Origin of the sequence: Campylobacter sp. CNRCH_2014_2452, from assembly GCF_025772865.1 — a bacterium.
GTDB lineage: Bacteria > Campylobacterota > Campylobacteria > Campylobacterales > Campylobacteraceae > Campylobacter_D > Campylobacter_D lari_D.
On sequence record NZ_JAKMSX010000004.1, the window covers coordinates 22,256 to 47,737 of the forward strand.

The 25,482-nt window shown below is 28.9% G+C and carries 21 protein-coding genes and 1 pseudogene; 8 read left to right on the plus strand and 14 right to left on the minus strand.

Annotated elements, in window-relative coordinates:
* Positions 1 to 2 precede the first annotated feature (2 nt).
* Genes L8X38_RS03255 through murJ form a run of 7 tightly spaced genes read right to left on the minus strand, consistent with a single transcriptional unit; the run spans position 3 to position 8,620 of the window.
* A complete protein-coding gene (locus tag L8X38_RS03255) occupies positions 3 to 782 on the minus strand; it encodes an enoyl-ACP reductase (protein WP_263659588.1) in 780 nt (259 codons plus the stop codon).
* Positions 782 to 1,678 (minus strand): 4-hydroxy-tetrahydrodipicolinate synthase, encoded by an 897-nt coding sequence (gene dapA, locus L8X38_RS03260; RefSeq protein WP_133319239.1) that lies wholly within the window; start codon positions 1,676 to 1,678, stop codon positions 782 to 784. Before dapA ends, L8X38_RS03255 begins: the two co-directional genes overlap by 1 nt.
* Positions 1,668 to 2,921: a M16 family metallopeptidase gene (locus L8X38_RS03265; RefSeq protein ID WP_263661291.1), complete on the minus strand. Its 1,254-nt coding sequence runs from the start codon at positions 2,919 to 2,921 to the stop codon at positions 1,668 to 1,670. Before L8X38_RS03265 ends, dapA begins: the two co-directional genes overlap by 11 nt.
* Complete coding sequence (locus L8X38_RS03270) at positions 2,918 to 3,976, minus strand: quinone-dependent dihydroorotate dehydrogenase (protein ID WP_133319237.1); 1,059 nt, start codon at positions 3,974 to 3,976, stop codon at positions 2,918 to 2,920. Before L8X38_RS03270 ends, L8X38_RS03265 begins: the two co-directional genes overlap by 4 nt.
* Before the next feature lie 51 nt (positions 3,977 to 4,027).
* The gene (locus L8X38_RS03275; protein WP_263661292.1) at positions 4,028 to 5,791 is read right to left on the minus strand and encodes an ABC transporter ATP-binding protein; all 1,764 of its coding nucleotides are present in this window, start codon (positions 5,789 to 5,791) and stop codon (positions 4,028 to 4,030) included.
* The gene (cysS, locus tag L8X38_RS03280) at positions 5,784 to 7,166 is read right to left on the minus strand and encodes a cysteine--tRNA ligase (protein ID WP_263661293.1); all 1,383 of its coding nucleotides are present in this window, start codon (positions 7,164 to 7,166) and stop codon (positions 5,784 to 5,786) included. Before cysS ends, L8X38_RS03275 begins: the two co-directional genes overlap by 8 nt.
* A complete protein-coding gene (gene murJ, locus L8X38_RS03285) occupies positions 7,166 to 8,620 on the minus strand; it encodes a murein biosynthesis integral membrane protein MurJ (protein ID WP_263661294.1) in 1,455 nt (484 codons plus the stop codon). The genes cysS and murJ overlap by 1 nt, the downstream gene beginning before the upstream one ends.
* Positions 8,621 to 8,744: 124 nt before the next feature.
* On the opposite strand from murJ, the gene L8X38_RS03290 reads away from it, so the two are divergent.
* Genes L8X38_RS03290 through L8X38_RS03315 form a run of 6 tightly spaced genes read left to right on the plus strand, consistent with a single transcriptional unit; the run spans position 8,745 to position 14,563 of the window.
* Entirely contained in the window at positions 8,745 to 10,601 is a 1,857-nt protein-coding gene (locus L8X38_RS03290) for a FapA family protein (protein WP_263661295.1), read from the plus strand.
* Positions 10,598 to 11,149, plus strand: a complete 552-nt coding sequence (ruvA, locus tag L8X38_RS03295) for a Holliday junction branch migration protein RuvA (RefSeq protein ID WP_220566641.1) — start codon at positions 10,598 to 10,600, stop codon at positions 11,147 to 11,149. Before L8X38_RS03290 ends, ruvA begins: the two co-directional genes overlap by 4 nt.
* Before the next feature lie 16 nt (positions 11,150 to 11,165).
* On the plus strand, positions 11,166 to 12,206 hold the full coding sequence (locus L8X38_RS03300) for a D-alanine--D-alanine ligase (RefSeq protein WP_263661296.1): 1,041 nt from the start codon (positions 11,166 to 11,168) through the stop codon (positions 12,204 to 12,206).
* Positions 12,207 to 12,208: 2 nt separating this feature from the next.
* Positions 12,209 to 12,424, plus strand: coding sequence for a type II toxin-antitoxin system Phd/YefM family antitoxin (locus L8X38_RS03305; RefSeq protein ID WP_087699049.1), 216 nt, complete (start codon positions 12,209 to 12,211; stop codon positions 12,422 to 12,424).
* A 2-nt stretch (positions 12,425 to 12,426) separates the two neighbouring features.
* Positions 12,427 to 13,170 (plus strand): alpha/beta fold hydrolase, encoded by a 744-nt coding sequence (locus L8X38_RS03310; RefSeq protein WP_263661297.1) that lies wholly within the window; start codon positions 12,427 to 12,429, stop codon positions 13,168 to 13,170.
* Positions 13,163 to 14,563: a Mur ligase family protein gene (locus L8X38_RS03315; RefSeq protein ID WP_263661298.1), complete on the plus strand. Its 1,401-nt coding sequence runs from the start codon at positions 13,163 to 13,165 to the stop codon at positions 14,561 to 14,563. The genes L8X38_RS03310 and L8X38_RS03315 overlap by 8 nt, the downstream gene beginning before the upstream one ends.
* Positions 14,564 to 14,574: 11 nt before the next feature.
* On the opposite strand, the gene flgH is transcribed toward L8X38_RS03315, so the two are convergent.
* Positions 14,575 to 15,276: a flagellar basal body L-ring protein FlgH gene (gene flgH / locus L8X38_RS03320; protein WP_133319229.1), complete on the minus strand. Its 702-nt coding sequence runs from the start codon at positions 15,274 to 15,276 to the stop codon at positions 14,575 to 14,577.
* 85 nt (positions 15,277 to 15,361) lie between these two features.
* On the opposite strand from flgH, the gene pta reads away from it, so the two are divergent.
* Both pta and L8X38_RS03330 read left to right on the plus strand, forming a co-directional pair.
* Complete coding sequence (pta, locus tag L8X38_RS03325; RefSeq protein WP_318529582.1) at positions 15,362 to 16,831, plus strand: phosphate acetyltransferase; 1,470 nt, start codon at positions 15,362 to 15,364, stop codon at positions 16,829 to 16,831.
* A gap of 8 nt (positions 16,832 to 16,839) precedes the next feature.
* Positions 16,840 to 18,021, plus strand: coding sequence for an acetate kinase (locus tag L8X38_RS03330; protein WP_263661299.1), 1,182 nt, complete (start codon positions 16,840 to 16,842; stop codon positions 18,019 to 18,021).
* 31 nt (positions 18,022 to 18,052) lie between these two features.
* Here L8X38_RS03330 and L8X38_RS03335 read toward each other — a convergent pair whose 3' ends face one another.
* The 6 genes and pseudogenes from L8X38_RS03335 to L8X38_RS03360 form a co-directional block, all read right to left on the minus strand.
* Entirely contained in the window at positions 18,053 to 18,823 is a 771-nt protein-coding gene (locus L8X38_RS03335) for a MetQ/NlpA family ABC transporter substrate-binding protein (RefSeq protein WP_133319226.1), read from the minus strand.
* Between the two features lie 71 nt (positions 18,824 to 18,894).
* Complete coding sequence (locus tag L8X38_RS03340; RefSeq protein WP_263661300.1) at positions 18,895 to 20,100, minus strand: glycosyltransferase; 1,206 nt, start codon at positions 20,098 to 20,100, stop codon at positions 18,895 to 18,897.
* A gap of 9 nt (positions 20,101 to 20,109) precedes the next feature.
* Positions 20,110 to 20,766 (minus strand): annotated as a pseudogene (locus tag L8X38_RS03345) (methionine ABC transporter permease); the annotation flags it as partial.
* Between the two features lie 2 nt (positions 20,767 to 20,768).
* Positions 20,769 to 21,725 (minus strand): methionine ABC transporter ATP-binding protein, encoded by a 957-nt coding sequence (locus L8X38_RS03350; protein ID WP_263661301.1) that lies wholly within the window; start codon positions 21,723 to 21,725, stop codon positions 20,769 to 20,771.
* Between the two features lie 3 nt (positions 21,726 to 21,728).
* Positions 21,729 to 24,341, minus strand: a complete 2,613-nt coding sequence (locus tag L8X38_RS03355; protein ID WP_263661302.1) for a valine--tRNA ligase — start codon at positions 24,339 to 24,341, stop codon at positions 21,729 to 21,731.
* A gap of 74 nt (positions 24,342 to 24,415) precedes the next feature.
* Positions 24,416 to 25,453 carry a hypothetical protein gene (locus tag L8X38_RS03360; protein ID WP_263661303.1) on the minus strand — a complete coding sequence of 346 codons (1,038 nt, stop codon included), beginning with the start codon at positions 25,451 to 25,453 and terminating at the stop codon, positions 24,416 to 24,418.
* Positions 25,454 to 25,482 lie beyond the last annotated feature (29 nt).

The window sequence follows — 25,482 nt, forward strand, 5'->3', positions numbered from 1 at the left end:
TATTACTTAAAGGTGGTACCACCATCTACGATCAAAGTATGGCCTGTGATCCAATTTGCCTTATCAGAGCATAAAAATAAACATGCGCCAGCTAGATCTTGTGGCTGTCCAATGCGGTTTAGCGGACTAAGATTGATAGTTGCATTTTTTACCTCTTCATAATTTGTAAATGCTTTAAGCGCGTCAGTATCAATTGGTCCACCGCTAACTACATTTACACGGATATTTTTAGAACCAAGCTCGGTTGCAGCATATCTTGCCATAGCTTCAACCGCTGCTTTAGCTGTACCATGACCAGCATAATTTTCAATATGAACTAAATTTCCTGTTGAAGAAATAGATAATATACTACCCCCATCAACTTTTTCCATTCTTTTTGCCGCTTCTTGCGCTCCAACAACAAAAGCATTTACAGTTGCTGTGAAAATATTATTAATACCTTTTGGCTTTAATTTCATAAATTTAGTATATCCACCTACAACAGCACGACCTGAAATGATAGCATTAGAGATGAAAAAATCTATTCTATCAAAATCTTGATCAATTTTTTCAAACAACTCTTTATATGTTTCTGGTTCAAGTATGTTAAATTCATAAGCTTTTGCTTTGATTTTATAATTATTTTCTAAATCTTTCACAATTTCTTGAGCTAAATCTGCATTAGAATTATAAGTAAAAGCTACATTAGCTCCTGCTTTTGCAAACTCATATACAATAGCTTTACCAATCCCTCTTGTTCCACCGCTAATTACTAAAGTTTTATTTTGAAAAAAAGTATCCATTAAAATCCTTTTATATTATAGTTTTTCATAATCGCTTCTATTTTTGTTAAATTGCAATCACTAGGTTTGCAAAGTGGCAAACGATATTCTAAAGTAGGGGTTAAACCTGCTATATACATTGCCGCTTTAATAGGTATAGGATTGCTTTCACAAAATAAAATTTTATTAATATTATATAACTCATCATTGATTTTTTTAGCTTCAATGTATTTTTCTTTTAAAGCTAGATGAGTTAATTTTGAAATCATATCAGGAAGTAAATTTGAAGTAACTGAAATCACACCCTTACCGCCATTTGAAAGTATAGGATAATTAATCGCATCTTCCCCGCTTAAAAGTATCATTCTAGGTTCATGCGCTAGCAAATCAACGCACTTATCAATGCTTCCACTAGCTTCTTTTACTCCGTAAATATTTTCACAATCTCTAAATAATCTTATAATAGTTTCTGTTTGAAGCTCACACCCTGTTCTTCCTGGGACATTATATAAAAGTACAGGTATATCTATACTTTTTGCTATTTCTTTATAATGAAGATATAAACCTTCTTGTGTGGGTTTGTTATAATATGGAGTAACGCTTAAAATTCCATCAGCTCCATGCTCTTGTGCAAACTTAGCCAAACTTACAGCTTCATGTGTGGCATTGCTTCCTGCTCCTGCTAAAACCTTACAAGAACTTCCTTTGCATGCATCTAGTGCTATTTCTATACAAATTCTATGTTCTTCATGGGTTAAGGTGGCACTTTCTCCGGTTGTTCCAACAGGCACTACTACATCAATTCCATTTGCGATTTGTCTTTTGATGAGTTTATGGTAAGTTTGCTCATCTAATTTTCCATTTTTAAATGGAGTTATTAAAGCTGTCATTGCTCCTATGATGATGTTATTGTCCATTTTCGCCCCTTTTTAAGATTATTGTTGTAGATTTGTCTTCATTGAAGTATTTTCTAGCACAATGAATTAAATCATCTTTGCTTAGATTTTCTATATTTTTTTCATAATCAAGCAAAGGTTTTAAATCACCCTTTGCAAGATAAGATCCATAAATATTTGCAACGCTACTTGCATTGCTTAGTGAAAAAATAAAATCACTTTTTACGGTATTTTTGATTTTTTCCATGATAGCATCATCAAATTTGGCATTTTTTACATCTTCAAGAATTTTCAAAAGCTCTTTTTCAACATCTTCTGCTTTTATACCTTCATTGCAAACACAAATAAATATAAATAAATTCTCATCTATATTTTCACTTGCATAGGCATAAAATTCATTGATTAGTTCTAATTTATCAATTAAAATTTCACTTATTAAAGAACTTTTTCCATTTCCTAAAAGCTCACTCAATGCGCAAAGTTTTGGCATATCTTCATGATTAAATGCAGGAATTTTGTATGCAAGTGCTAGTAGTTGCGTATCGCTTTCTTTGTGCAAGATCACGCGTTTAGCACCATCTTGTTCAGGTTCTTTTTCATGAACTATAGGGATTTCTTTGGTGTTTTTTATATCTTGAAAATGTTTTTTAGCAAGATTGAAAACTTCATCTTCATTAATATCGCCACTCACAAGCAAAATAGCATTTTTGGGTTGATAAAAAGTTTGATGAAAATCTTGTATATCTTCTATTTTCCAATTTTGTATATCTTTAAAAAAGCCTATTGGAGTCCAATGATATGGATGATGTAAAAAGGCATGATTGTATAATCTAAAATATAAATATCCTAAAGGATTATTATCAGTTCTCCAACGCCTTTCTTCTAAAACTACATTTCTTTCAGGCTGAAACTCATCATCTTTTAAATTTAAATTACGCATTAATTCAGCAAAAAGCCACAAAGATTTGTCTAAATTTTCACTAGAGCATTTTATAAAATAATGCGTATAGTCAAAACCAGTACTTGCATTATCCACTCCACCAAAACCCTTGACTATCTCATCAAATTCGCCTGCTTTTAAATTTTTTGTACTTTTAAAATTTAAATGTTCAAGCATGTGAGCTATGCCGCTTTTTCCCATTTTTTCATTTCTTGAGCCAACTTTATAAAAAATATCTACACTTATAACCCCGCTTTTTTTATTTACAGGTAAAGTGTAAATTTCAAGTTCATTTTCAAGGGTGATTTTTTTATAATTAATCATTTAAAATTAACTCCTATAGCTTGACTAATATGATTAAAACCATCTTGTTTTAAAAGTTCAATTAATCCTTGATTGATATTTTTAACAATGCTTGGTCCTTTGAAAATCATAGCTGTATAAATTTGAACCAAACTAGCCCCATTTTTAATGCGTTCATAAGCAAGTTCAGCACTATCTATACCACCGCTTGCTATTAAAATAGTATCTTGATAAATTTCTTTAGCTACTTCTTTAAAAAATGTCGCACTTTTTTGAGTGATTAATCTACCACTAATTCCACCAAAGGTTCTTGTATTATCAATTAAAGAATAATCTATACTAGTATTTGCCATGATAATACCATCAGCTTTTGCACTAATAGCACTTTTGCAAAGTGAAATTGCACTATCTATACTCATATCTGGAGCAATTTTTAAAATCACAGGTTTTTTTGTGATTTCTTTTGCTTGATTAAATAGGGTGTTTACAAATTCCTCACTTTGTAAATCTCTTAAATTTTTGGTATTTGGAGAGGATATATTAATCACAAACAAATCGCACAAATCTTTAAATTCTTTTAATAAAATAATATAATCATTAATAGCTTCTTCATTTGGAGTGATTTTATTTTTGCCTATATTTGCTACTAAAGGTATGCTAAAAGGATAGACTTTTTTTACTTCTTTTGCGATAGCATCTTTACCTTTATTATTAAAACCCATAGCATTTTGAATACTTTCTTGTTCAACAAGTCTAAAAAGTCTAGGTTTTTCGTTGCCATTTTGAGGTTTTGGGGTGAAAGTTCCATATTCTAAAAAGCCAAAACCTAAAGCACTTAGCGGTCTTATCATAGTTGCATTTTTATCAAAGCCACCTGCTAAGCCCACAGGATTGTAAAAATTTAAATTAAAAATTTCTTGATTTAAAATTTCATCATTTATTATACAATCTTTTGCAAAAAAACTAAGCCCTCCAGGAAATATACAATCTAGCGTTCGCATACTAAATTCAGCTAAAGCATGGGCATTTTCTGGATCTAATTTATATATTAAAGGTTTTAAACTTTCATAAGTCATATTTTTCCTTTTTTTACAAAATAGCATATTTTACTAAAAAAATGATAATTCTTAGTTTTCATTTTCTTTAACTTTATCAGTTTTTTGTACTTTTTGTTTTAATTTTTGATAAATTTCACAATGTCGCATTAAATAAGCATCATTTCCTATAGAAGCTATTTTTCCTTTATCAAGCACAGCAATTTTGTCAGCATTTTCTATAGTGCTAAGCCTATGAGCGATGATGAGTATTAAGCGATCTTTTTTTAAGCTTTCTATAGTTCTTACTATGGCTTTTTCGCTTTCATTATCAAGTGCTGAAGTTGCTTCATCAAAAATTAAAATTTGAGGATTTTTATATAAAGCCCTTGCTATGGCAATGCGTTGTTTTTGTCCGCCGGAGAGATTTTTTCCATGTTCTTTTAATTCAGTATGTATACCACCAAGTTCTTGGACAAAATTATAAGCATTAGCTTGTTTTAAAACCTCTATCACGCGTGTTTCGTTATATTCTTTAGCATAAGCAATATTTTGAGCTATAGTGTCATTAAATATATAAATATTTTGAGTTACCAAAGAAATATTTTCTCTTAAACTAATAATATCAAAAGAGCTAATGTCTTTTTGATTGATTAAAATCTCACCACTATCTTTTTCAAAAAAATACATCAAAAGATTGATAATAGAAGATTTTCCTCCACCACTTGATCCAACTAAGGCTAGAATTTCTCCTTTATCAAAAGAAAAATTTACATCTTTTAATACTATTTTATCTTTTTGATAGCTTAAAGAGACATTTTTAAAATGAATATTTTGGATGTTTTCTGCAAGTTTTTCATCGCCACCTTTAATTTGCGGTTCTAAATCAGTTAGATAAAAAGTTCTCTCACTAGCTGCTATTGCATTTTGCAATCTTGTATAAAGTGAAGAAAGTCTTTTAATAGGAGTATAAGCCATAAATAAAGCTGTAGTAAAGCTAAAAAAAGAACCTATGCTTAAACTTCCATCAATTACTTCTTTACCACCTATTATAATTACTATTGCAAAGCCAATTGAACCCATAGATTCCATTAAAGGGCTACTTAAAGCTTCAATTCTAATGCCTTTTAAGGAAAGTTTGCAAACTTCGCTATTAGTTTGGCTGAATTTTTGCATTTCATTTTTACCTGCATTAGAAGCTTTAATAAGTTCTATATTAGAAAAGATTTCACTTAATCTTGAAGTAAGATCAGAATTTTTTTCTTGAGTATTGCGTCCTATTTTTTTGATTTTTTTAGCAAAAATAGCAAGAGGGTAAATTGCTAAAGGTAAAATAACTAAAGCAAAAAAAGCAAGTTTTGGACTTTGATAAATTACCACACTTAAAAGTCCAATCGCGGTTAAACTTTCTCTTAAAATTTCAGGTATTATAGTAGAAACTATATTTTGTAAAGCTCCAATATCAGAAGTACATCTACTGATTAATTCTCCACTTCTGTATTTATGAAAAAAGCTCATATCTAAGCGCAAAAGATTGCCAAGAACTAATTCTCTTAATCTTCTTAAAATATCTGTCCCAACATAAGATATATAATAAACTTGCATATAAGCACCAAGATTTTTTAAAGCATAAATTAAAACAACAAGCAAAGGCATATAATAAAGCAAATCAACATTTTTTTCTATAAAAATTTTATTTAAAATAGGCTCTATGATATATGCACTAGCTGCTGTTCCACCACTAGTTAAAAGCATGCCAATAATAGCTAAAACAAAATAAAACCAATAATCTTTATAATAAGGCTTAAAGCGAGTAAAAACCTCTTTAAGCTTCATTTCTTTGTAATTTTTATCCATTTTTCTCCCATACCACACCATTTGGTGTATCCATTAAAAGAATATTATCTTTAGCTAAATCATCACGAATTTGATCTGCTAAGGCATAGTTTTTTTCTTGCTTTGCCTTGTTGCGTAGAGCGATTTTTTCTTCTATTTCTTGACATTTTTCTTCACTAATGCCAAATTGAAAATATTTTATAGTATCCATAAAACCTATACCAAAAATAAAAGCGAGTTCTTTTAAGGTTTTTTCTAATTGTATTTTATAAGCTTTGTCTTTTAGGTTTTGATCTAAGTAAATATTACTTTCATTGATAAACTCATCAAGTAAAGCCAAGGCTTTAGAGGCATTTAAATCATCATTTAAAACTTCTAAGATATTTTTAGCTACTTCACTTTCTATGGTAGTTTTTTCATCTATAAAAGCATTTAAATTTAAGCGTTTTTTTAAACGGTAAAATTTATCAAGTCTTTTTTTAGCAGCTTGTAAGTCTTCTAAAGCGTAGTTAAAATGCGCTCTATAATGCACACTTAAAAGATAAAATCTCAAAACCTCTCCACTAAAAAGTTTTAAAGAATCTTTTAGAAAAAAGCTATTTCCCAGGCTTTTGCTCATTTTTTCACCATTAATTTGCACAAAGCCATTATGCAGCCAAAAATTAGCCAACTCATGATTGTTTTTACAACGACACTGACAAGCTTCATTTTCATGATGAGGAAAAAGTAAATCTATGCCTCCTGTATGAATATCAAGTTTATCTTTAAAAATACTTTCTATCATCACAACGCATTCTGTGTGCCAACCTGGTCTTCCTTTACCAAAACTTGCAGGATAAAATTTTTCATCAAATTTCCATAAAACAAAATCGCTATCATTTTTTTTAGCCACGCTTTCTTCTAGGCGTGATTGATTATCTTCTAAATTTCTTTTAGAGATATAAAAGTATTTATCATCTTTGCTGGTATCAAAATAAATTCCATCTTCAAGTTTATAAGCTAGGTTTAATTCTAAAAGTTTTTCTATATATATAATCATTTGCTCAATATAAGCTGTAGCCTTTGGTTTAAAATCAGGTTCTAAGATATTAAGCGCTTGCATATCTTCTTCATATCTTTTAATATAAAAATTTGTAATTTCTTCTAAACTTTTACCACTTTCTTGCATTTTTTTTAAAATTTTATCATCAATATCAGTGTAATTTCTAGCAAAAATCACTTCATAATCACTTGCTAGTAAAACTCTTCTTAAAAAATCAAAACAAACACTACTTCTTGCATGTCCTAAATGTGCATCATCATATACAGTAGGCCCGCATAGATAAATGTTTGCTTTTTTTGCCTCATTTGGGATAAATTCGCATTTTTTCTTTAAAACACTATCAAAAAAAACCATTAAAACAAACCTTTAAAAAAATGATAAATTCCAATTAAAAATTGTATTAAAATATCTTTAATTTCAAATAAGCCTAAAGCAAATAAACTTAAAAATACTATGCTAATAAGCCAAAATTTAACCCTAAAAATACCCCAAAGATTTTTAAAGCCAAATTCTTTAATATTAGCATATAATAAATAAAAAGCACTAATAGATGAAGCTAATGCAATGCCTAAGCTCTTATAAGCTTCTTCTTTGATAAGTAAAATAATCACTATGCTAAAAAATGCTGAAATAAAAAGTGTTTTAAAGGCTATTATAGCGGCTATTTTTTGTTTAAATTTAGCATAAAGCCATAAAGAGAAAAGTTTTTGCAAACCAAAAGGTAAAAGTCCTAAAAGATAAGCTTGTAATAAAAATGCAGTGATTTTTGTATCTTCTTGATTAAAATTTCCTCTTTGAAATAAAAACTCCACAATTTCTTTAGCTAAAATAATCCCTACTATACTAGCTAAAATCAAAAGCACACTTAAATATTCAAAAGCTTTTTGCATAAAAGCTAAGGCTTTTTGTTCTTCATTTGCTTTTAAATGTCTTAGTATTTTTGGAAAGCTTACTTGACTTAGAGCGATTGCAAAAAGAGCTAAAGGAAGCTGAAAAACTCTGTTAGAATAATACAAATACGAAATACTTCCAGACATTAAAAAACTAGCTATAGTAGTATCTAATAATGAACTAATTTGATTTGCCGAAGAACCTAAAAGTCCATGGGTAAAAGTAGAATGAAATTTATCTAAATTGGTCTTTGTTTTTTTAAGTTTTATGCTTAAATACATGCTTTTTAAAATTCTAGTATTTTTTAAAGCAAAAATATGCCATATAAGTTGAGCTAAACCACTTAAGACAGTCGCATATGAAAAATAATACAAGGCCTCTAAAGGCTCATCTTGATTGACAAAAAAACCTGCAATCACAACAAAAAGATTAAAAAATGAAGCAGAAAAAGAAGTGATGAAAAAATTTTGTTTATAATTTAATAAAGAGCCTAAAAAAGTTACTAAAAAAATAAAAAACAAATACCAAAAATTAATAGAAACTAAAGGCGCAGCTAGGATAATTGTTTCTTTATTAAAGCCAAAAGCAAAAATCTTTGTAAAAAATTCAGCAAAAAAACTCACTAAAATACAGGTTAAAAACACTATAATACTAAATTGCAATAAAACATTTATACAAAAAGCACCTTTTTTACTTGCTTTTAAAAAACTTGGTAAAAAAGCTTGTCCAAAGGCCCCTTCTGCAAAAATTCTTCTAAAAAAAGCAGGCATTTTTAAAGCCACAAAGAAAATATCGCTATAAATTCCAGCTCCTAAGTACAAAGCTAAAACAATATCTCTTAAAACGCCCATAATCCTAGAAAATAAAATTCCTAAGGCATTGATGATGAAATTTTTAAAAACAATATTTTTTTTCATTAATTTTCATTCTTTAAACATTAGTTTGAGTATTATAAAATTTTTAATAGAGCTAATTTTAACTAAATTTTGATTTTATTTTTGCTAAAATCAAAATTTTATATATAATAAGGAAGCTTAAGCTATGGAAGAAAAGAAAATTTTATACACTAAAGACCCTTATAGAGAGCTTTTAATATTTGCTTCTGAAAATAAATGTGAAGTTGATGAGCTTGATTTTAGGTTGTTAAGTTTTAATACTTCTTATACTTATGATAATCAAGAATGGATAAAAGTTAATGAAAAAGAGTTGAAAATTTTTGAAGAAGATGAGAAATTTTTAAATCATGAATTAAATATAGAACAAGAATATAAAATAGAAATTTATTTTAAAAAATTTGCACGCATTTCAACTTTTGAAGTTAGTTTATATACTAATGAGCTTTGTACTTTATTAAAAGCCAGCGTTAGAGCTAGTGAAACTATTGCTTTTCATGACAAATTAGCTCTAGAGCTTTTAGAGGCTATTTATAAAGCGATGATAAAAGAAAAATATTTGCTTGGGCTTAGAATTTTTGATTTTAAAAAGCAAATTATTGATTTTAATGCTAAGGTTAAAGAGAAGCAAAAATTTGATTTTGAAGTTGAATTTGAAGTATGTAAGGGAGTTAATCCACAAGAGCCTACAAATGAAGAAATTCAATATCACTATCTAGAAAATCTAAAAAAACACAACGATGTGATGAATAGAAACTATGTAGCACCTATAGGAAAAGATGAGGTGGCTATTGAGAGAATCAAGCCAAAAGAGGGTAGCGATGGCAAGGATTTAAGATTTAAAATTTTAAAAGCACTTCCACCAAAAATAAATAAAGAAAAAGTTGTTTGTTCTGATAAATTTGAAGTTAAAGAAGATGATGAGAGTATAAAATATATTGCTAAAAAAGATGGTTTTATTATACAAAGAAAATCCATTTATGAGATAGAAAATTATTTAGAATTTAGTAAAGTTGATTTTAAAAGTACAGGTTCTATTTGGGCGGGTTTTGATAAGCAAGTTATTATTGTGATTAAAAATACAAACACTCTAGAAGATGCAATAGGTCCTAGAATTACTGTTGAGGCTCAGGAATTAGAAGTTACTGGTAATATGGCTCAAGATTCTGTTTTAAGAGGTAAAAAAATAATTCTTAAAGGCAATATGCATCATAAAAGCACTATCATAGGACAAAAGGTTGAGGTTAATATCTTAAGAGGATATTGTGAGGCTGAGGAGGTTTTTGCTGAAACTTTGGAAAATGGCTCTATCAAGGCTAAAAAAGTAAATATTAAAAAGGCTATGGGTGGAGAGATTATTGCTGATGAAATTTACATACAAGAACTCGGCGGAAATTGTTTATGTAGTGCTAAAAGTTTAATCCATGTTGAAAAAATTCAAGGCAGTGGAAATAAATTTATAATTCAAGATCTTAAAGCTTTTGGAGAAGAAAAAAGCGGAGAAGAGATACTAATACATGTTGATGGATTGAAAAAAGAACAAGAAAATTTAGCTAAAGAAATAGAAGAGACTAAACACACAATCAATATAAGTAAAGACTCCATACGAATTTTACAGCAAAAAGTAAAAGAATTAATGAGTGCAAAAAGAGCTATACCGCAAGCTTATAAAGCTACTATTAAAGATTTTAATCAAAAGATTGAAAATCTAAGTATTTTTGCCAATAAAATAGAATCTTTAAAAGAAGAAGAAAAAGCAAATATAGAAAAGCTTAAGAAAATTCAAGAAAAACTTTTAAAATCTAAGATTGTTAATAAAACTGGAAAATGGATGGATTTAAATGAAATTAAATTCATTTTATTAAATCCTAGAAAAGAATTAAGCTATTATCCTCATGATGAAGAAAAAATTCAATGTTTTGAGCTTCAAAAAATTGATACAGAAAATGAGATGGAACTTTTTGAAATTCGTGCTATTAGCAATTACAAGGAAGAAACTAAATGATAGTGGCAATTGAAGGAATAGTGAGTAAAAAAGAACCTACTTTTGTAGTTTTGAAAACTTCAAGTGGGGTAAGTTATGGTGTTTTTGTTTCGCTTTTTTGCTCAAGTAATTTTGAAAAAGATCAAAAGGTTGAGTTTTTAATCACACAAATTATCAAAGAAGACTCTCATAAATTATATGGATTTTTAGATATAAATGAGCAAAAAATGTTTGAGTTGTTGATTAAAATTAGTGGTATAGGAGCAACTACTGCTATGGCACTTTGCTCAAGTTTAGATACTAATACTTTTTATGCAGCTTTGCAAAGTGGTGATGAGAGTGTATTTAAAAAGGTTCCTGGTATTGGTCCAAAGAGTGCAAAAAGAATTATAGCTGAGTTAAGTGATGCAAAAATCAATATAGAAAATTCTAATCAAGACCAAGCACAAGCTTTGGCAGCTTTACTTTCACTTGGTTTTAAACAAGAAAATATTTTAAAGGTTTTAAGAACTTGTGAGAGTAAAAATACTAGTGAGCTTATTAAAGAGGCTTTGAAAAAATTAGCATAATAAAAGGAAAAATATAATGATATATGGTGTAATTTTTGGTGCAAATTCTTATGAGCATGAAATTAGCATTGTAAGTGCTGTGGTATTAAAAAAAGTACTCAAAGCACAAAAAAAATTTATATTTTGTGATAAAAATAAGGAATTTTTTCTTATAGATGAAGAAAAAATGAATGCAAAAACTTTTAGCAGCGGTGCTTATAAAAAAGAAAAAGCCTTGGTGTTAAAGCAGGGTGGGTTTTTTATAAAAACTATGTTAGGTGAGAAAAAACTTGACATTGATATAGCGATAAATATCATACATGGAAAAGATGGTGAAGATGGCAAAATAGCTGCTCTGCTTGATTTTTATGGTATAAAATACATAGGCCCACGCATAGAAGCTAGTGTTTTATCTTTTAATAAGGTTTTAACTAAACTTTATGCACAAAGCGTAGGGGTGAAAACACTTGATTATAAGGTTTTAAATTTGCATAAAGAGCAAAATGTATCTTTGGACTTTCCTTGTATTTTAAAGCCTGCAAGATTAGGTAGTAGTATAGGTATAAGCATAGTTAAAGATGAAAGCGAGCTTAAGTATGCCAAAGATGTTGCTTTTGAATTTGATGAGGATATTGTGATAGAACAATTTGTAAGTAATATTAAAGAATATAACTTAGCAGGTTGTATGATAGATGAAAAAATGGAATTTTCTATTATTGAAGAGCCTAGAAAAAATGAAATTTTAGATTTTGAACAAAAATATTTAGGTTTTTCAGAAAGTTCTAAAGTAAGTGAAGCAAATATTAGTGAAGAATTAAAACAAAAATTAAGGGATAATTTTACTAGAATTTATAATCCTTTATTTAAAGGAGCTTTGATTCGCTGTGATTTTTTTGTGATAGATGATGAGGTTTATTTAAATGAGATCAATCCAAATCCAGGATCTTTAGCAAATTATTTATTTGAAGATTTTACTAATGTAATTAATAGTCTAGCTAAAAATATAGAATTTGAAAAGCAAATTAAGATTGATTATGCTTTTATTCATAGTATTAATGGACAAAAAGGTAAGCTATAATCATGGCTACTTTTAGCAAAGATGAAATTTATACTGCAACTGAAGTGGTAAGAAATTTCAGCACTATGCTTGAAAAAACAAAAAAAAGTGAAAATGGTAGAGTGGTGATTGTGAAAAACAATAAATTTGAAGCTGTACTTTTGAACTTTGAAGAATATGAGCGTTTAAATGAAGCTGTGATGCTTTTAGAAAAGATTTACAAAGATAAAAAAGGCTAGAAATGGCAAAAACTAGAGTATATTCTAATGGGTATTTTTATAATTTAAGTTATGAAATCATCAATCCAAAATGTGAAAAAACAATTCTTATTTTACATGGTTGGGGTGCTAATAAAGAGCTTATGAAGCAAGCTTTTGAAAAGCCTTTGAGCAATTTTAAGCAAATTTATTTAGATTTACCTGGTTTTGGAAATTCAAGTATAGATGCACCTATGGATTCTTATGCTTATGCAAAGGTTGTAGAAGACTTTTTAACTACAATTGAGCAAAAAACAGATTATTTAATGGGGCATTCTTTTGGCGGAAAAGTTGCGACTATTATGTGCCAAAATGCTAATTTTCAAGGTTTGATTTTGCTTTCTAGTGCAGGCGTAGTTTTACCAAAAAGTTTTAAAGTGAAGTTTAAAATAGCCTTGTTTAAAATTTTGAAAAATCTCCCTTATGGGGATTTTTGGAGGAAATTTTTTATTAGTAAAGACGCTCAAGGCATGAATGAAGTGATGTATGAGACCTTTAAAAAGGTTGTTAATGAAAATTTAGAAAATGAATTTCAAAAGCTTAAAAATCCTATTTTGATTTTTTGGGGTAATGAAGATAAGGCTACACCTTTAAAAAGCGGAGCAATTATCCATTCTTTAGCACAAAAAGGGAAATTTTTTGCATTAGATGGGGATCATTTTTTCTTTTTAAAACATGCTGATTTTATAAATGAAAAAATACATGAGGAATTTTTAAAAAATGATTAGTATGATAGCTTTTTTAAGTTTGAATTTTTTACTTGGATTTTATCTGATTTTAGCCTTACAATGGTACTCTTACAAATTTTCACGCATAATTTTACACTTTCCCAAACCCTTATGGCATTTGTATTTTTTAATAATTCCTTATTTTGCTTTTGTATTTTTTTTGTATAGTGGAAATTTTTATTTATATTTTATAGTTTTTGCTCTATCTTTACTATATGGTGGATATTTATATAAAAATTTAGATAAAAAGCTAGTTTTTACTGCTAGGATTAAGCGTTATTTTTTATTTTTGTTACTTTTTAGCTTGATATTTATGCCATTTTTTTGGATAGGTTTAGAAGCTTTAGTAGTTACATTTTTATTAAGCTTTTTTGTGGAAAAAATTAATCAGAAAAGTTTTATAAAAAAAGCAAGTAAAAAGATTTGTGATAATCCAAATTTAAAAATTATTCTAATAACTGCAAGTTTTGGAAAAACAAGTATAAAAAATTTTTTATACGAACTTTTAAAAGATGAGTTTAAGTGCTATAAGACTCCAAGAAGTGTTAATACTTTTATGGGTATAGTAAAAGATATCAATGAAAATTTGGAAAATAATACTGAAATTTATATCGTAGAAGCTGGTGCAAGAGAGCAAAATGATATTTTAGAAATTACAGAGTTTTTAAATCCTCAAATTTGCATAGTAGGTGAGATTGGTTTGGCGCATTTGGAATATTTTAAAACTCAAGATAATATCCGCAAAGCTAAGTTGCAAGCTTTAAAATCCGAGCGTTTAGAAAAATACTTTTTACACTCAAGCACCTTATATGAAAATGAATTTTATGATGAGTATTTAAGTGATGTTAGGGCAAGTTTGGAAGGATTGGATTTTAAAATAAGATTAGATGATAGTATTTATGACTTTCATGCAAATTTACTAGGTGCTTTTAATGCTTATAATATTAGTGTGTGTATTTTGCTTGCACATTATTTAGGAATTAAAATAGAAAATATTACAAAAAGCGTATCGAATTTAAAGGCAGTAGAACATCGCTTGCAAGTGATTTCTAAAGAGCCTAAATTTATCATAGATGATGGCTTTAATGGAAATTTTAAGGGTATGAGTCAAAGCTATGAGCTTTGTAAAAGCTATCAAGGAAGAAGAGTTTTAGTAACTCCTGGTATAGTTGAAGTTAATGAAGAAGAAAATATAAAATTATGTAAAATTATTAATGAATGTTTTGATTTTGTGATTATTACTTCAGAGGCTAATAGCGCGATTTTACAAAAACATATCACATTAGATTTTTATGTATTAAAAGAAAAATCTCAACTTGTGCAAACTTTATCAAGATTAACTCAAAATGGGGATTTGATTTTATTTTCCAATGATGCGCCAAGTTTTATGTAAAACCATTTAGCTTAAAAAGGCCAAATGGTCTCCATAAATTTTGTCCCCCAAGGCTTGCGTGTAGATTTGTCTATATCGCCTTCGGTTTTATAAAGAATCTTTGCATCAGCTATATATTTACTATCTATCATATTATCTTGAGAAATATCATAAGGTCTTATAACCCCACTTAGTTGAATGATTTGTTTTTCTCCATTGATTAAAAGCTCACGACTTCCTTCTATAAAATAATTTCCATTAGATAAAACCTTAATTACTCTAGCAGAAATTGTAGTTTGGAAATTTTCACTTCTAGTTTGGCTTCCTGTGCCTTGATATTGTGAAGTACTTGCTGTGGTATAGCCTATATTTGTATAGTCATTAACAAAATCTCTAACTTTGCTAAGTCCAGCACCTGTAGTTATTTGTCCACCGCCTAAATTTACATTGTTGTTTTTGCTTGTAGATTTAGAGCCTTGTGAATTTTGTGTAGCATTTTCTCTAATGACTACGGTTACCAAGTCATTTACATTCATTGCTTTTTTATCAGAAAATAAAGGGTTATCTCCTTTACCAAACAGCGATCCAGGATTGCTTTGAGTATTATGATTTTGCTTAGGAGCTAGTTCTTCTACATAAGTAGGTGGTTTCATATTAATATGTGGATCAACTGTGGCACTACAGCCAAACATTACAAAAGGTAACAAGTAAAAATTAACATTTTTAAATTTCATAGCTTTATAACCTTATATTATTATGATGAATTTTAAAATAATTATATTATAAAAAACAATTATTTTGTTAAATAAAGAGGAAAAAATGAAATCTATGTTTTTGTTAAACTGCATTGATGAAAAATTTTTGCAGCAGTGTTTAGAAAAGGTACGAGGTAAAATAGCTTTTTACTTTCCTGTTTTTTGTGAAAAAAATAAAGAAAAAATTACTTCATTTTGCACAAAAAGAAATCTTAAAATAGATTTTTTTAGTAGTTTTGAAAAAAATGAGTATCAAGGTAAATTCACTCAAAATTTAAATGATTTTTTTAAAAAGATTATTGAAGATTTTGAGAAAACAAAAAAAGAAAATGATTTTACTATAGTAGTTGGAGTAGATGATTTTGGCTTGATGGGGGATTTAAGTTTAAATATAGCCTTAGCTAAAGAGCTAAACGCTCCATTGTATGCAAAAAGTCAAGATGAAAATTATACTATGTTAAATTTTTTACTAAGCCAAAAGCTTAGCGACTTTGTTTTGTTAAAAGAAAATGAAGATTTTACTCAAGATTTATTACAAGAATATACTTATAAAACTCAGGCAAGATTTTCTTATGAGCTCTTTGAAAAAGCAAAAGCAGATAAAAAAATAGTAGTTTTACCTGAAAGTTTTGATGAAAGAGTATTAAAAGCTAGTGAATTTTTAATACAAAATGAAATTGTTGATTTGATTTTGCTAGGTGATAGCAATGAAATTTGTGCGAAAGCTAATAGTTTAAATATCAATATCGATGGTGTGCGTATTATAAATCCTAAAAATTCTCAATATAATGAAGAATTTGAAGAACTTTTATATGAAGCTAGAAAAAGTAAAGGTATGAGTAAAGAAGAAGCTAAAAAACTCGTGCAAGATAAAACTTATTTTGCGACTTTACTTGTACATACTCAAAAAGCCCATGCTATGGTAAGTGGTGCAAGTACAACTACTGCTGAAACTATTCGTCCTGCTTTGCAAATTATCAAAACAAAACCTGATGTGAGTTTGGTTTCTGGTATGTTTTTTATGTCTTTAGAAGATAAGGTTTTGGTTTTTGCTGATTGCGCTGTTATGCCAAATCCAACCCCTGAACAACTTGCTGAAATTGCTTATGTGAGTGCAAATAGTGCTAAGGCTTTTGGACTTGAATCTAAAGTGGCTTTACTTTCATATTCTAGTGGAGATAGTGGGAGCGGGGTTAGCGTGGATGCAATTAAAGAAGCTACTAAAATAGCTAAAGAAAAATATCCTCAACTTGAGCTAGAAGGTCCTATACAATTTGATGCAGCATATGATATGCTAACAGCAAAAAGTAAAATGCCAAATTCTAAAGTAGCAGGAAAGGCAAATGTATATGTGTTTCCTGATTTAAATGCGGCAAATATTTGCTATAAAGCAGTGCAAAGAACAGCAAATTCTTTAGCTATTGGCCCGATTTTACAAGGTCTTAAAAAGCCAATTAATGATTTAAGTAGAGGTTGCTTGGTGGAAGATATTGTTAATACTGTGATTTTAAGTGCTATTCAAGCACAAGAATAAGGAGAAAAATGAAAATATTAGTTTTAAATTCAGGTTCATCTTCAATTAAATTTAAGCTTTTTGAAAAAGATGAAGCCCTAGCATCTGGTTTAGTGGAAAAAATAGGCGAGCAAAGCTCTAAAATAGAACTAAAAGATCTAAAAAGTGGTCAAAAATACCAAAAAGAATTAGCAATTAAAGATCATGAGCAAGGTATTGAATTAGTAAATGAATTATTTGCTCAAAGTGGAATTTTACATGATTTAAATGAGCTTGATGGGTGTGGACATAGGATAGTTCATGGAGGTCCAAATTTAACTAAACATTGTTTAGTAGATGATGAAATTTTAAAAGAAATTGATAGGGTTTCTCATATAGCACCTTTACATAATCCTGCACATTTAATAGGTATTAAAACTATGATAAAAGCAGCTCCAAAAGTTCCCAATGTGACAGTTTTTGACACAGCTTTTCATCAAAGCATACCTGATTATGCTTATATGTATGCTTTGCCTTATGAGTTTTATGAAAAACACCAAGTTAGAAAATACGGCTTTCACGGTACTTCACATTCTTATGTAAGTAAACAAGCTGCACATATACTTGGTAAAAATATTAATGAATTTAATGCAATTAGCGCTCACCTTGGAAATGGTGCGAGTGTTTGTGCTATAGAAAATGGAAAATGCGTAGATACTTCTATGGGTTTTACTCCACTAGAAGGTTTGATTATGGGAACTAGATGTGGTGATATTGATCCTGCTGTATTGCCATTTTTAGCAAAAGAATTAAATTTAAATCCATCTGATTTAGATACTATAATGAATAAAAAAAGTGGTGTTTATGGAATTTGTGGGTTTAATGATTTTAGAGATATTGAAGCACAAATTGAAGAAAATAACGAAAAAGCAAGACTTGCTCTTGATATGTTTTGTTATCGTTTGAGTAAATATATTGGCTCATATTTTGCGATTTTACCTAGAGTCGATGCGTTGATTTTTACAGCTGGTATTGGAGAAAATGATAATATTGTTAGAGCAAAAGTTTGTCAAAGACTAGCGCATTTGGGATTTGATATAGATTTAGATAAAAATACACAACTTAGAAATGGTGAGATTAGTAAAAAAGACTCTAAAATTAAAATTTTAATTGTTCCAACAGAAGAAGAATTAGAAATAGCTAAAATTACCACAGAACTTATTAAAAAATAAATAACCTTGAGTTTTAAACTCAAGGTTTGTTTTAAAATGCAGGAACTACGGCACCTTGGTATTTTTCATTGATAAAATCTTTTACTTTTTGACTTTGCAAAGCCTTTATTAAAGCTTTGATTTTAGGATTATCTTTATTATCTTGGGTAGTTACTAAGATATTTGCATAAGGACTTTCTTTGCTTTCTATTAAAATAGAATCTTTTACAGGATTTAAATTTGCCGATAAAGCATAGTTTGAATTAATCACTGCAAAATCAACATCATCTAAAGCTCTTGGAAGTTGTGCTGCTTTTAACTCTTTAAATTTGATATTTTTTGGATTATCTTTAATATCAAGTGGAGTTTTTAATGCGATATTTTTAAAACTAACTAGTTTAGTACTAGCGATAATATCTAAAGCTCTGCTTTCATTTGTCGGATCATTTGGTACAGCTATAGTAGCATTTTGTGGAAGATCTTGGATATTTTTATATTTTTTAGAATAAACAGCCATTGGTTCGATGTGAACTTTTGCAACGCTAATTAATTTTGTGCCTTTATTGGCATTAAACTCATCCAAATAAGGTTGGTGTTGGAAGAAATTCGCATCAAGTTCTTTACTATCTGTACTAAGATTTGGTAAAACATAGTCATTAAATTCTTTAATTTCTAATGTGTAACCTTCTTTTTTTAATAAATCTTTAGTTTGTTCTAAAATTTCAGCATGAGGCACAGGTGTTGCACCTACAGTGATAACTTCATTAGCAAATAAACTTGCACCTAAAATTGTGCTTACAGCGAGCAATTTTAACAATTTCATATTAACTCCTTTTTATAGTTTTTTAAAATGTTTGATTATATTGTAAAAATATTAATAAGATGAGAAAAGTTTTATTTTTGTTTGTTTTTATATTCTTTAGAAAAGCATTTAAGTTCTTTTATAAATTTTATATAACCACCTTTATACCAACTTTTTTGAGCATTAATAAGGGCTTTTCCAATTTTATAAGAATAAGTATTTTGATTTTTAATACCTTCGCTTTTGTAATCATCATAGCTTGATAAAGGTGGAAGTTTAAGGTAAGGTTTTGTTTTCAAATCTTTTTGGTATTGTTTAGCTAGTTTTGTGTGTTTGTAATAAATCTTTAGTAGAGTAAAAGGTAAAAAAGGAATTTTTTTCTTATTCTTAGCACACTCTATAAAGGCATAACCTAGTTTGTATGATAAATGATATCTTGTGCGTTGGATGGATTGCTTGTTGTCTTTGTGAAAAGAGCCTATATATTTACTTCCTCCAAGTTTTAACCATTTTTCATAATATTCTTGCCATTTAGGCCATGTTTGATTGCAAAATTTACTATTCCAAAAACGACTGTTGGTGCCACAAGCATGAACTATAGAAGCATTTTGTGTAAGATTTGTAAGGTAATGAGTACTTCCCGTGTATTTGTCTTTTAAATCTTTGACTTTAAAGTGATTTTCATAAACCATTAAGGAAAAAATTCCTTGATCTTGCCAATTTTTAGTATTTTGTGAAAGATAATTATAAATGAATTGATAACACTGTAAAGGATTTGGTATAAGATCGTTAAAGACTAAAATTCCTGTTTGATATACACGCTTATTAAGATATTTTTTTTCTAAAGGCAGTGCTGTGTGAATTAATGTTTTACCTAATCTTGCACCAAAATGATATTTTCTAGCTCTTAATTTACTAAGTTCATCTATACTTTTTAAAAGTAAAACATCAAAATCAAGATAGATAATACTTTCGCATTCATCTAAAAACTTAAAAGCTTCAAATCTTGCAAAAGCCATATGCGTCCATCTTTTTAAGAAAAATAAATTATTAATATCGTTTTGATTTTTATCAAGAGTGGTTAAAAAATCTTCTTGGGTAAAAAGAATAAATTTAATTGTTTTGTTTTTAACAATTTTTTGCATGATATTTTGATCATTCAAGCTAAAACCATCATGTAAAATGTAAAACACATCTACCTTTTCACCCATAACATCCATGATATTAATGAGCAAGGTTCCTATGGTAAAGCTTGAATTTTTAGTCGCTGCTAGTAAGATACCAAGTTTATGTTTCATTGTTTATCTTTTGGTGATTTTATAAAGAATATTTCCTATAAATTGTATGATTTGAACTAAAACAATTAAAACCACAACAGTTTGAATCATAATATCAGTTCTAAAACGCTCATAACCATAGCGAATAGCCACATCACCTAAACCACCACCACCAACAGTTCCTGCCATAGCAGAAAAACCAATAACAATAATCAAAATTAAAGTAATACCATTAATAATACTTGGTAAAGCCTCGCTAAACATAACTTTAAAGATAATTTGTGCTTTACTAGCTCCATAAGATCTTGCTGCTTCAATGATAGCAGGATCAATTTCTTTAAAAGCACTTTCAATCATTTTGGCCAAATAAGGCGCAATTCCTATGGTAAGTGGTACTATGGTAGCAGTTGTTCCTATGCTAATACCAATGAGATATTTTGTAAAAGGACTTAAAACTACAATAAGTACTAAAAATGGAAAAGATCTTAAAATATTGATAATAAAATCAAGCACACTGTAAATGCTTTTATTTTCCCATAAGCCACCTTTATCAGTAACAGTAAGCACAATTGCAGGGATAAGCGCGATTAAAAAGGCTAAAAAAGTGGCTGTAAAACTCATATAAAGAGTTTCTAGTAATGCCGGATAAAGTATATTTTCAAAATTTCTTAAAATTGTTTCTAAGTTCATTACACAAGCTCCCAAATAACGCCATTTTCTTGTAAATAATTTAAAACTCTTTCTTGATCTTTAGCTTCTATATTGATTACCAAATTTCCTAAAGCATTGTTGTTTAATTTTTCTATCTTACCCCAAACTATATTAAAATCAATATTTAAACTTCTAGCCATATGAGTAATAATGCTTTGGTTTGCTTTTTCTTTGCAAAAGTATAAGCGCACATTAACTCCATTTAGTGGTAAAAAATCACTTTCCCCTAGAAATTCACGCATTTTTTCACTTGGTTTTAAGAATAAATCTTCGATTTTCCCTTGACCTATGATTTGTCCATGCTCTAGCAATACAGCCTTTTGTGCTATTTGTTTTACTGCCTCCATTTCATGAGTTACTAATACTACACTGATGTTAAATTCTTGATTGATTTTGGCAATAAGTTCTAAAATATTATTTGTAGTATTTGGATCAAGCGCAGAAGTAGCTTCATCACTTAGTAAAATTTTAGGATTTAAAGCAAGGGCTCTAGCTATGGCTACTCTTTGTTTTTGCCCACCACTTAGCTCATTTGGATAAGCTTTGCTTTTAGCTAAAAGTCCCACAAGATCTAAAAGTTCATTAACTCTTTTTTGAATTGTGCTTTTGTCAAAATTATGAATTTCTAAAGGCATAGCTACATTTTCAAATACATTTTTTCTACTCATAAGTGCAAAATGCTGAAAAATCATCCCTATATCTTTTCTAAATACTCTTAACTCTTTTTCTTTTAAAGTAGCTATTTCTTTACCAAAAACTTCCACACTACCGCTTTGATAATTTTCTAAACCATTAATACATCTTAGTAAAGTTGATTTTCCTGCCCCGCTGTGTCCAACAAGAGCATAAATTTCTCCTTCTTTAACTTCTAAAGAAACATCATTTATAACTAATTCTTTGCCATAATATTTTTTAAGATTTTGTATTTTTATCACTTATTAGCCTTCTAAATTAGAAATTTCATCATTGATTTTTTCAAGTTGAGCTTTAATATTTTCAAGTTGAGTTTTATTTTGCTCAACGACTGCAGTAGGTGCATTAGAGATAAATTTTTCATTTTTCATCATAGCATCTAGCTTGTTAAATTCTTTTTCAAGTTTTGTTTTTTGACTATTAAGTCTATTTAAAACACCGCTTAAATCAAGATCTTGAGTTGGTATAAATACTTCTAAATTCTCGCTTACATCTCTAATGGATTTTTCCAAATTTGTATTGATAAACTCGATGTTTTCACATTTTGCAAGTGTTGAGATGAAATTAGTGTAATTTTTTAACTCAGCCATTAAACTCTCATCGTTTAATTTTATACAAGCTTTTTGAATTTTTGCATTTGCAAGTTCTACTAAGGTTTTTGCACGGCGTAAACTCACTATACTTTCTATAATGATATTGAATAATTTTTCTATTTTTTCATTTCTAGAATTAAATTTAGGATATTTTGAAATCATTATAGATTCATGAGTTTGGATAGAAGTTTTACTTAACTCATGGTATAAATGCTCACTAATAAATGGCATAAAAGGATTTAAAAGCTTTAATGCTTCTTTAAAAATACTTCCAAGCTCTTTTATGCTTGATTTTTCAGCCTTACTAAGCTCAATCCCCCAATCACAAAATTCATCCCAGAAAAATCTATACAAAGTATTTGCCGCATCATTAAAACGGTAGTTGTCTAAATTTTCTCTTGTTTCTTTTACGCATACTTCAAAACGAGATAGCATGTATTTTGCTAAGTTAGTTTGAATTTTGCTTTTATCTAAATCTTCAAATTTTTCTTCATTTAAAAGTAAAAATTTGCTTGCATTATAAAGCTTGTTGGTAAAATTTCTAACTTGTATGAGTTTGTCATTGCTTAACTTTATATCTCTACCTTGGATAGCTAAAAGAGCAAGAGTAAAACGCAAGATATCAGCACTATATTCATCCACACTTTGCACAGGATCAATGACATTACCTAAAGACTTACTCATTTTTCTACCTTGCTCATCTTTAACCAAAGCATGCAAATATATATCTTTAAAAGGAAGTTCACCTAAGGCATTAGTGCTTTGAAACATCATTCTAGCAACCCAGAAAAATAAAATATCAAAACCAGTGATTAATAAAGAATTTGGATAAAAGTCTTTTAAATCATCTTCATGCCAAAGTGTATTTTTACCCCAGTCTTTATTACCCCAACCTAAAGTACTCATAGCCCAAAGACCTGAAGAAAACCAAGTGTCTAAAACATCAGGATCTTGTTTGAAATTAGTGCTTTGGCATTTTGGGCATTGACTTGGAGTTTCTTCGCTTGCCCATTCATGAGAGCATTTACAGTAATACACAGGAATTTGATGACCCCACCAAAGTTGTCTTGAAATACACCAATCTTTTAAATCCCTCATCCAAGCATTAAAACTATTAATCCAATGTGCAGGGTAGAATTTACTTCCACCAAGATTAACTTTTTCTATACTTTCTTTTGCGATTTCATTTTTTACAAACCATTGTTTAGAAATATATGGCTCAACCACATTTTTACAACGATAGCAATATCCTACTTGATTAGTATAATCTTCTATTTTTTCAACAAAACCTTTTTCTTGTAATTCTTTTATAATAATATTTCTTGCTTCTAATCTTTCTAAGCCTTTAAAATGCAAGCAATGTTCATTTAAGATACCTTTTTCATCAAAGATGGTAATAAATTCAAGTTTATGTCTTAAGCCTACTTCATAGTCATTATGATCATGTGCTGGGGTTACTTTCACAAAGCCTGTACCAAATTCCATATCCACATGCTCATCAGCAATAATAGGAATTTTTCTATCTATTAAAGGTAAAATGACATTTTTGCCTATTAAATGCTTAAATCTTTCATCGTTTGGATTAACCATCACAGCACTATCACCAAAATAAGTTTCTGGTCTTGTGGTGGCTACTACGATATATTCTTGAGAATTTTCTAAGAAATATTTTAAATAATATAATTTTCCTTTATTTTCTTTGTGTTCTACTTCTATATCGCTTAATGCTCCATCATGAGTGCACCAATTTACCATGTAATTTCCACGCACAATAAGCTTTTTATCATAAAGATCTACAAAAGCTTTTTTTACTGCATTTACCAAACCCTCATCCATAGTAAAACGCAAACGACTCCAAGCGGGAGTGATACCCAAAATTCGCATTTGCTTAACTATGGTACCACCGCTTTGCTCTTTCCATTCCCATACCTTTTTTATAAATTCTTCTCTACCGAGTTCTTCTTTTTTAATGCCTTGAGCTAAAAGTTGTTTTTCTACAACATTTTGTGTTGCAATCCCTGCATGATCAAGTCCTGGCTGATAAAGAGTTTTGTAACCATCCATTCTTTTATAACGCGTTGTGATATCTTGTAGAGTACAAGTTAGAGCATGACCTATATGCAAAACACCTGTTACATTAGGTGGTGGCATCATAATACAAAAGTTTTTACCTTTTTCTTGAATTTTTTCATTACCATTGATTTCAAAATATCCGCGTTCTTCGCAAATTTTATAATATTCTTTTTCTAGTGATTTATCATACATAATTGCTACCTTGAGAATGAAAATAAATTGTTATGTTAGCTTAAAATTGTTAAAGAAGTTTTGAAATTTAGAAATTAGTTATAAAAACTAATTTCTACTTTACGATTATTTTGTCTTTGAGAATCAGACTTATCTTTAGTAGGATAGGTGTCTTTTCCCAAAGATTCTATTTCTATAACCTCAGTAAAACTAAAGAAATGTTTAGCCACATTCATTGCTCTATTTAATCCTATCATATAGTTTGCAAAAGTACTACCTCTATCGTCTGCATAACCTTGAATTTTAACTCTTTTGAGTATATCTTCTCTTGCTAGATTTTGATTGATTTTTTCAAGTAGATTTTCATTGCTGTATTCACTATATCCATTTCTTTCAAATAAAAATTTTAAATCAGAAATTTTAACATCTACATAATTGTATTTTTTCTTATTTTTAGCAAAAACAATATCTTTATTATATATGCTTAGTTTCATATTGTCATTTGAAAGCATATCGATAAAAATAGTTAAATTGTAATCTTGAGAATTAATTTTAACAGGATTAATCATTTCTTTTAACATATCAACCCTATAATCGCTTAAACTTTTTCCATCCAATACATAAACTTTAACAAAATCATTACTTAATCTTGGTTCATATCTGCTAGTTTTGCCTTTTGCAATGTATTCTTGCATAGTATTTTTATATTTTGTTGTTTTTTCTTTTTTTACACTTATTTGTTTGTTGTTTTCAACGAGAACTTTTTGTTCTTCTTGGGCTACTTTAGGAGTAATAGTTTCATTTTTAGAAACTTCAGCTATATTTGTTTGGGTTGTTGGCGCGACTTCTTGAGCGCTTATATTTTCATCTATGATGGGATTATTTTGTACCGGAGTTTCTTCTTTTAAAGACTCCGGATTTATTTGTTGTGATGGATAATAAGTATTATCACTTATATTATTTCTTTCTTGATTGTATTGAGTACTTGGCGGAGTGTAGCTTTGATAAGAACTACTTTTTTTATAATCATATACATAAGTATTTGAATCATCTTCAAAATACCACATATAAAAACCAATACTAGCGCCTATTAGCACCACAAAAGCTATACTAAAAGCAATAATACTTTTCATTTTTTATCCTTTGTGAAGTCCTCAAAAGG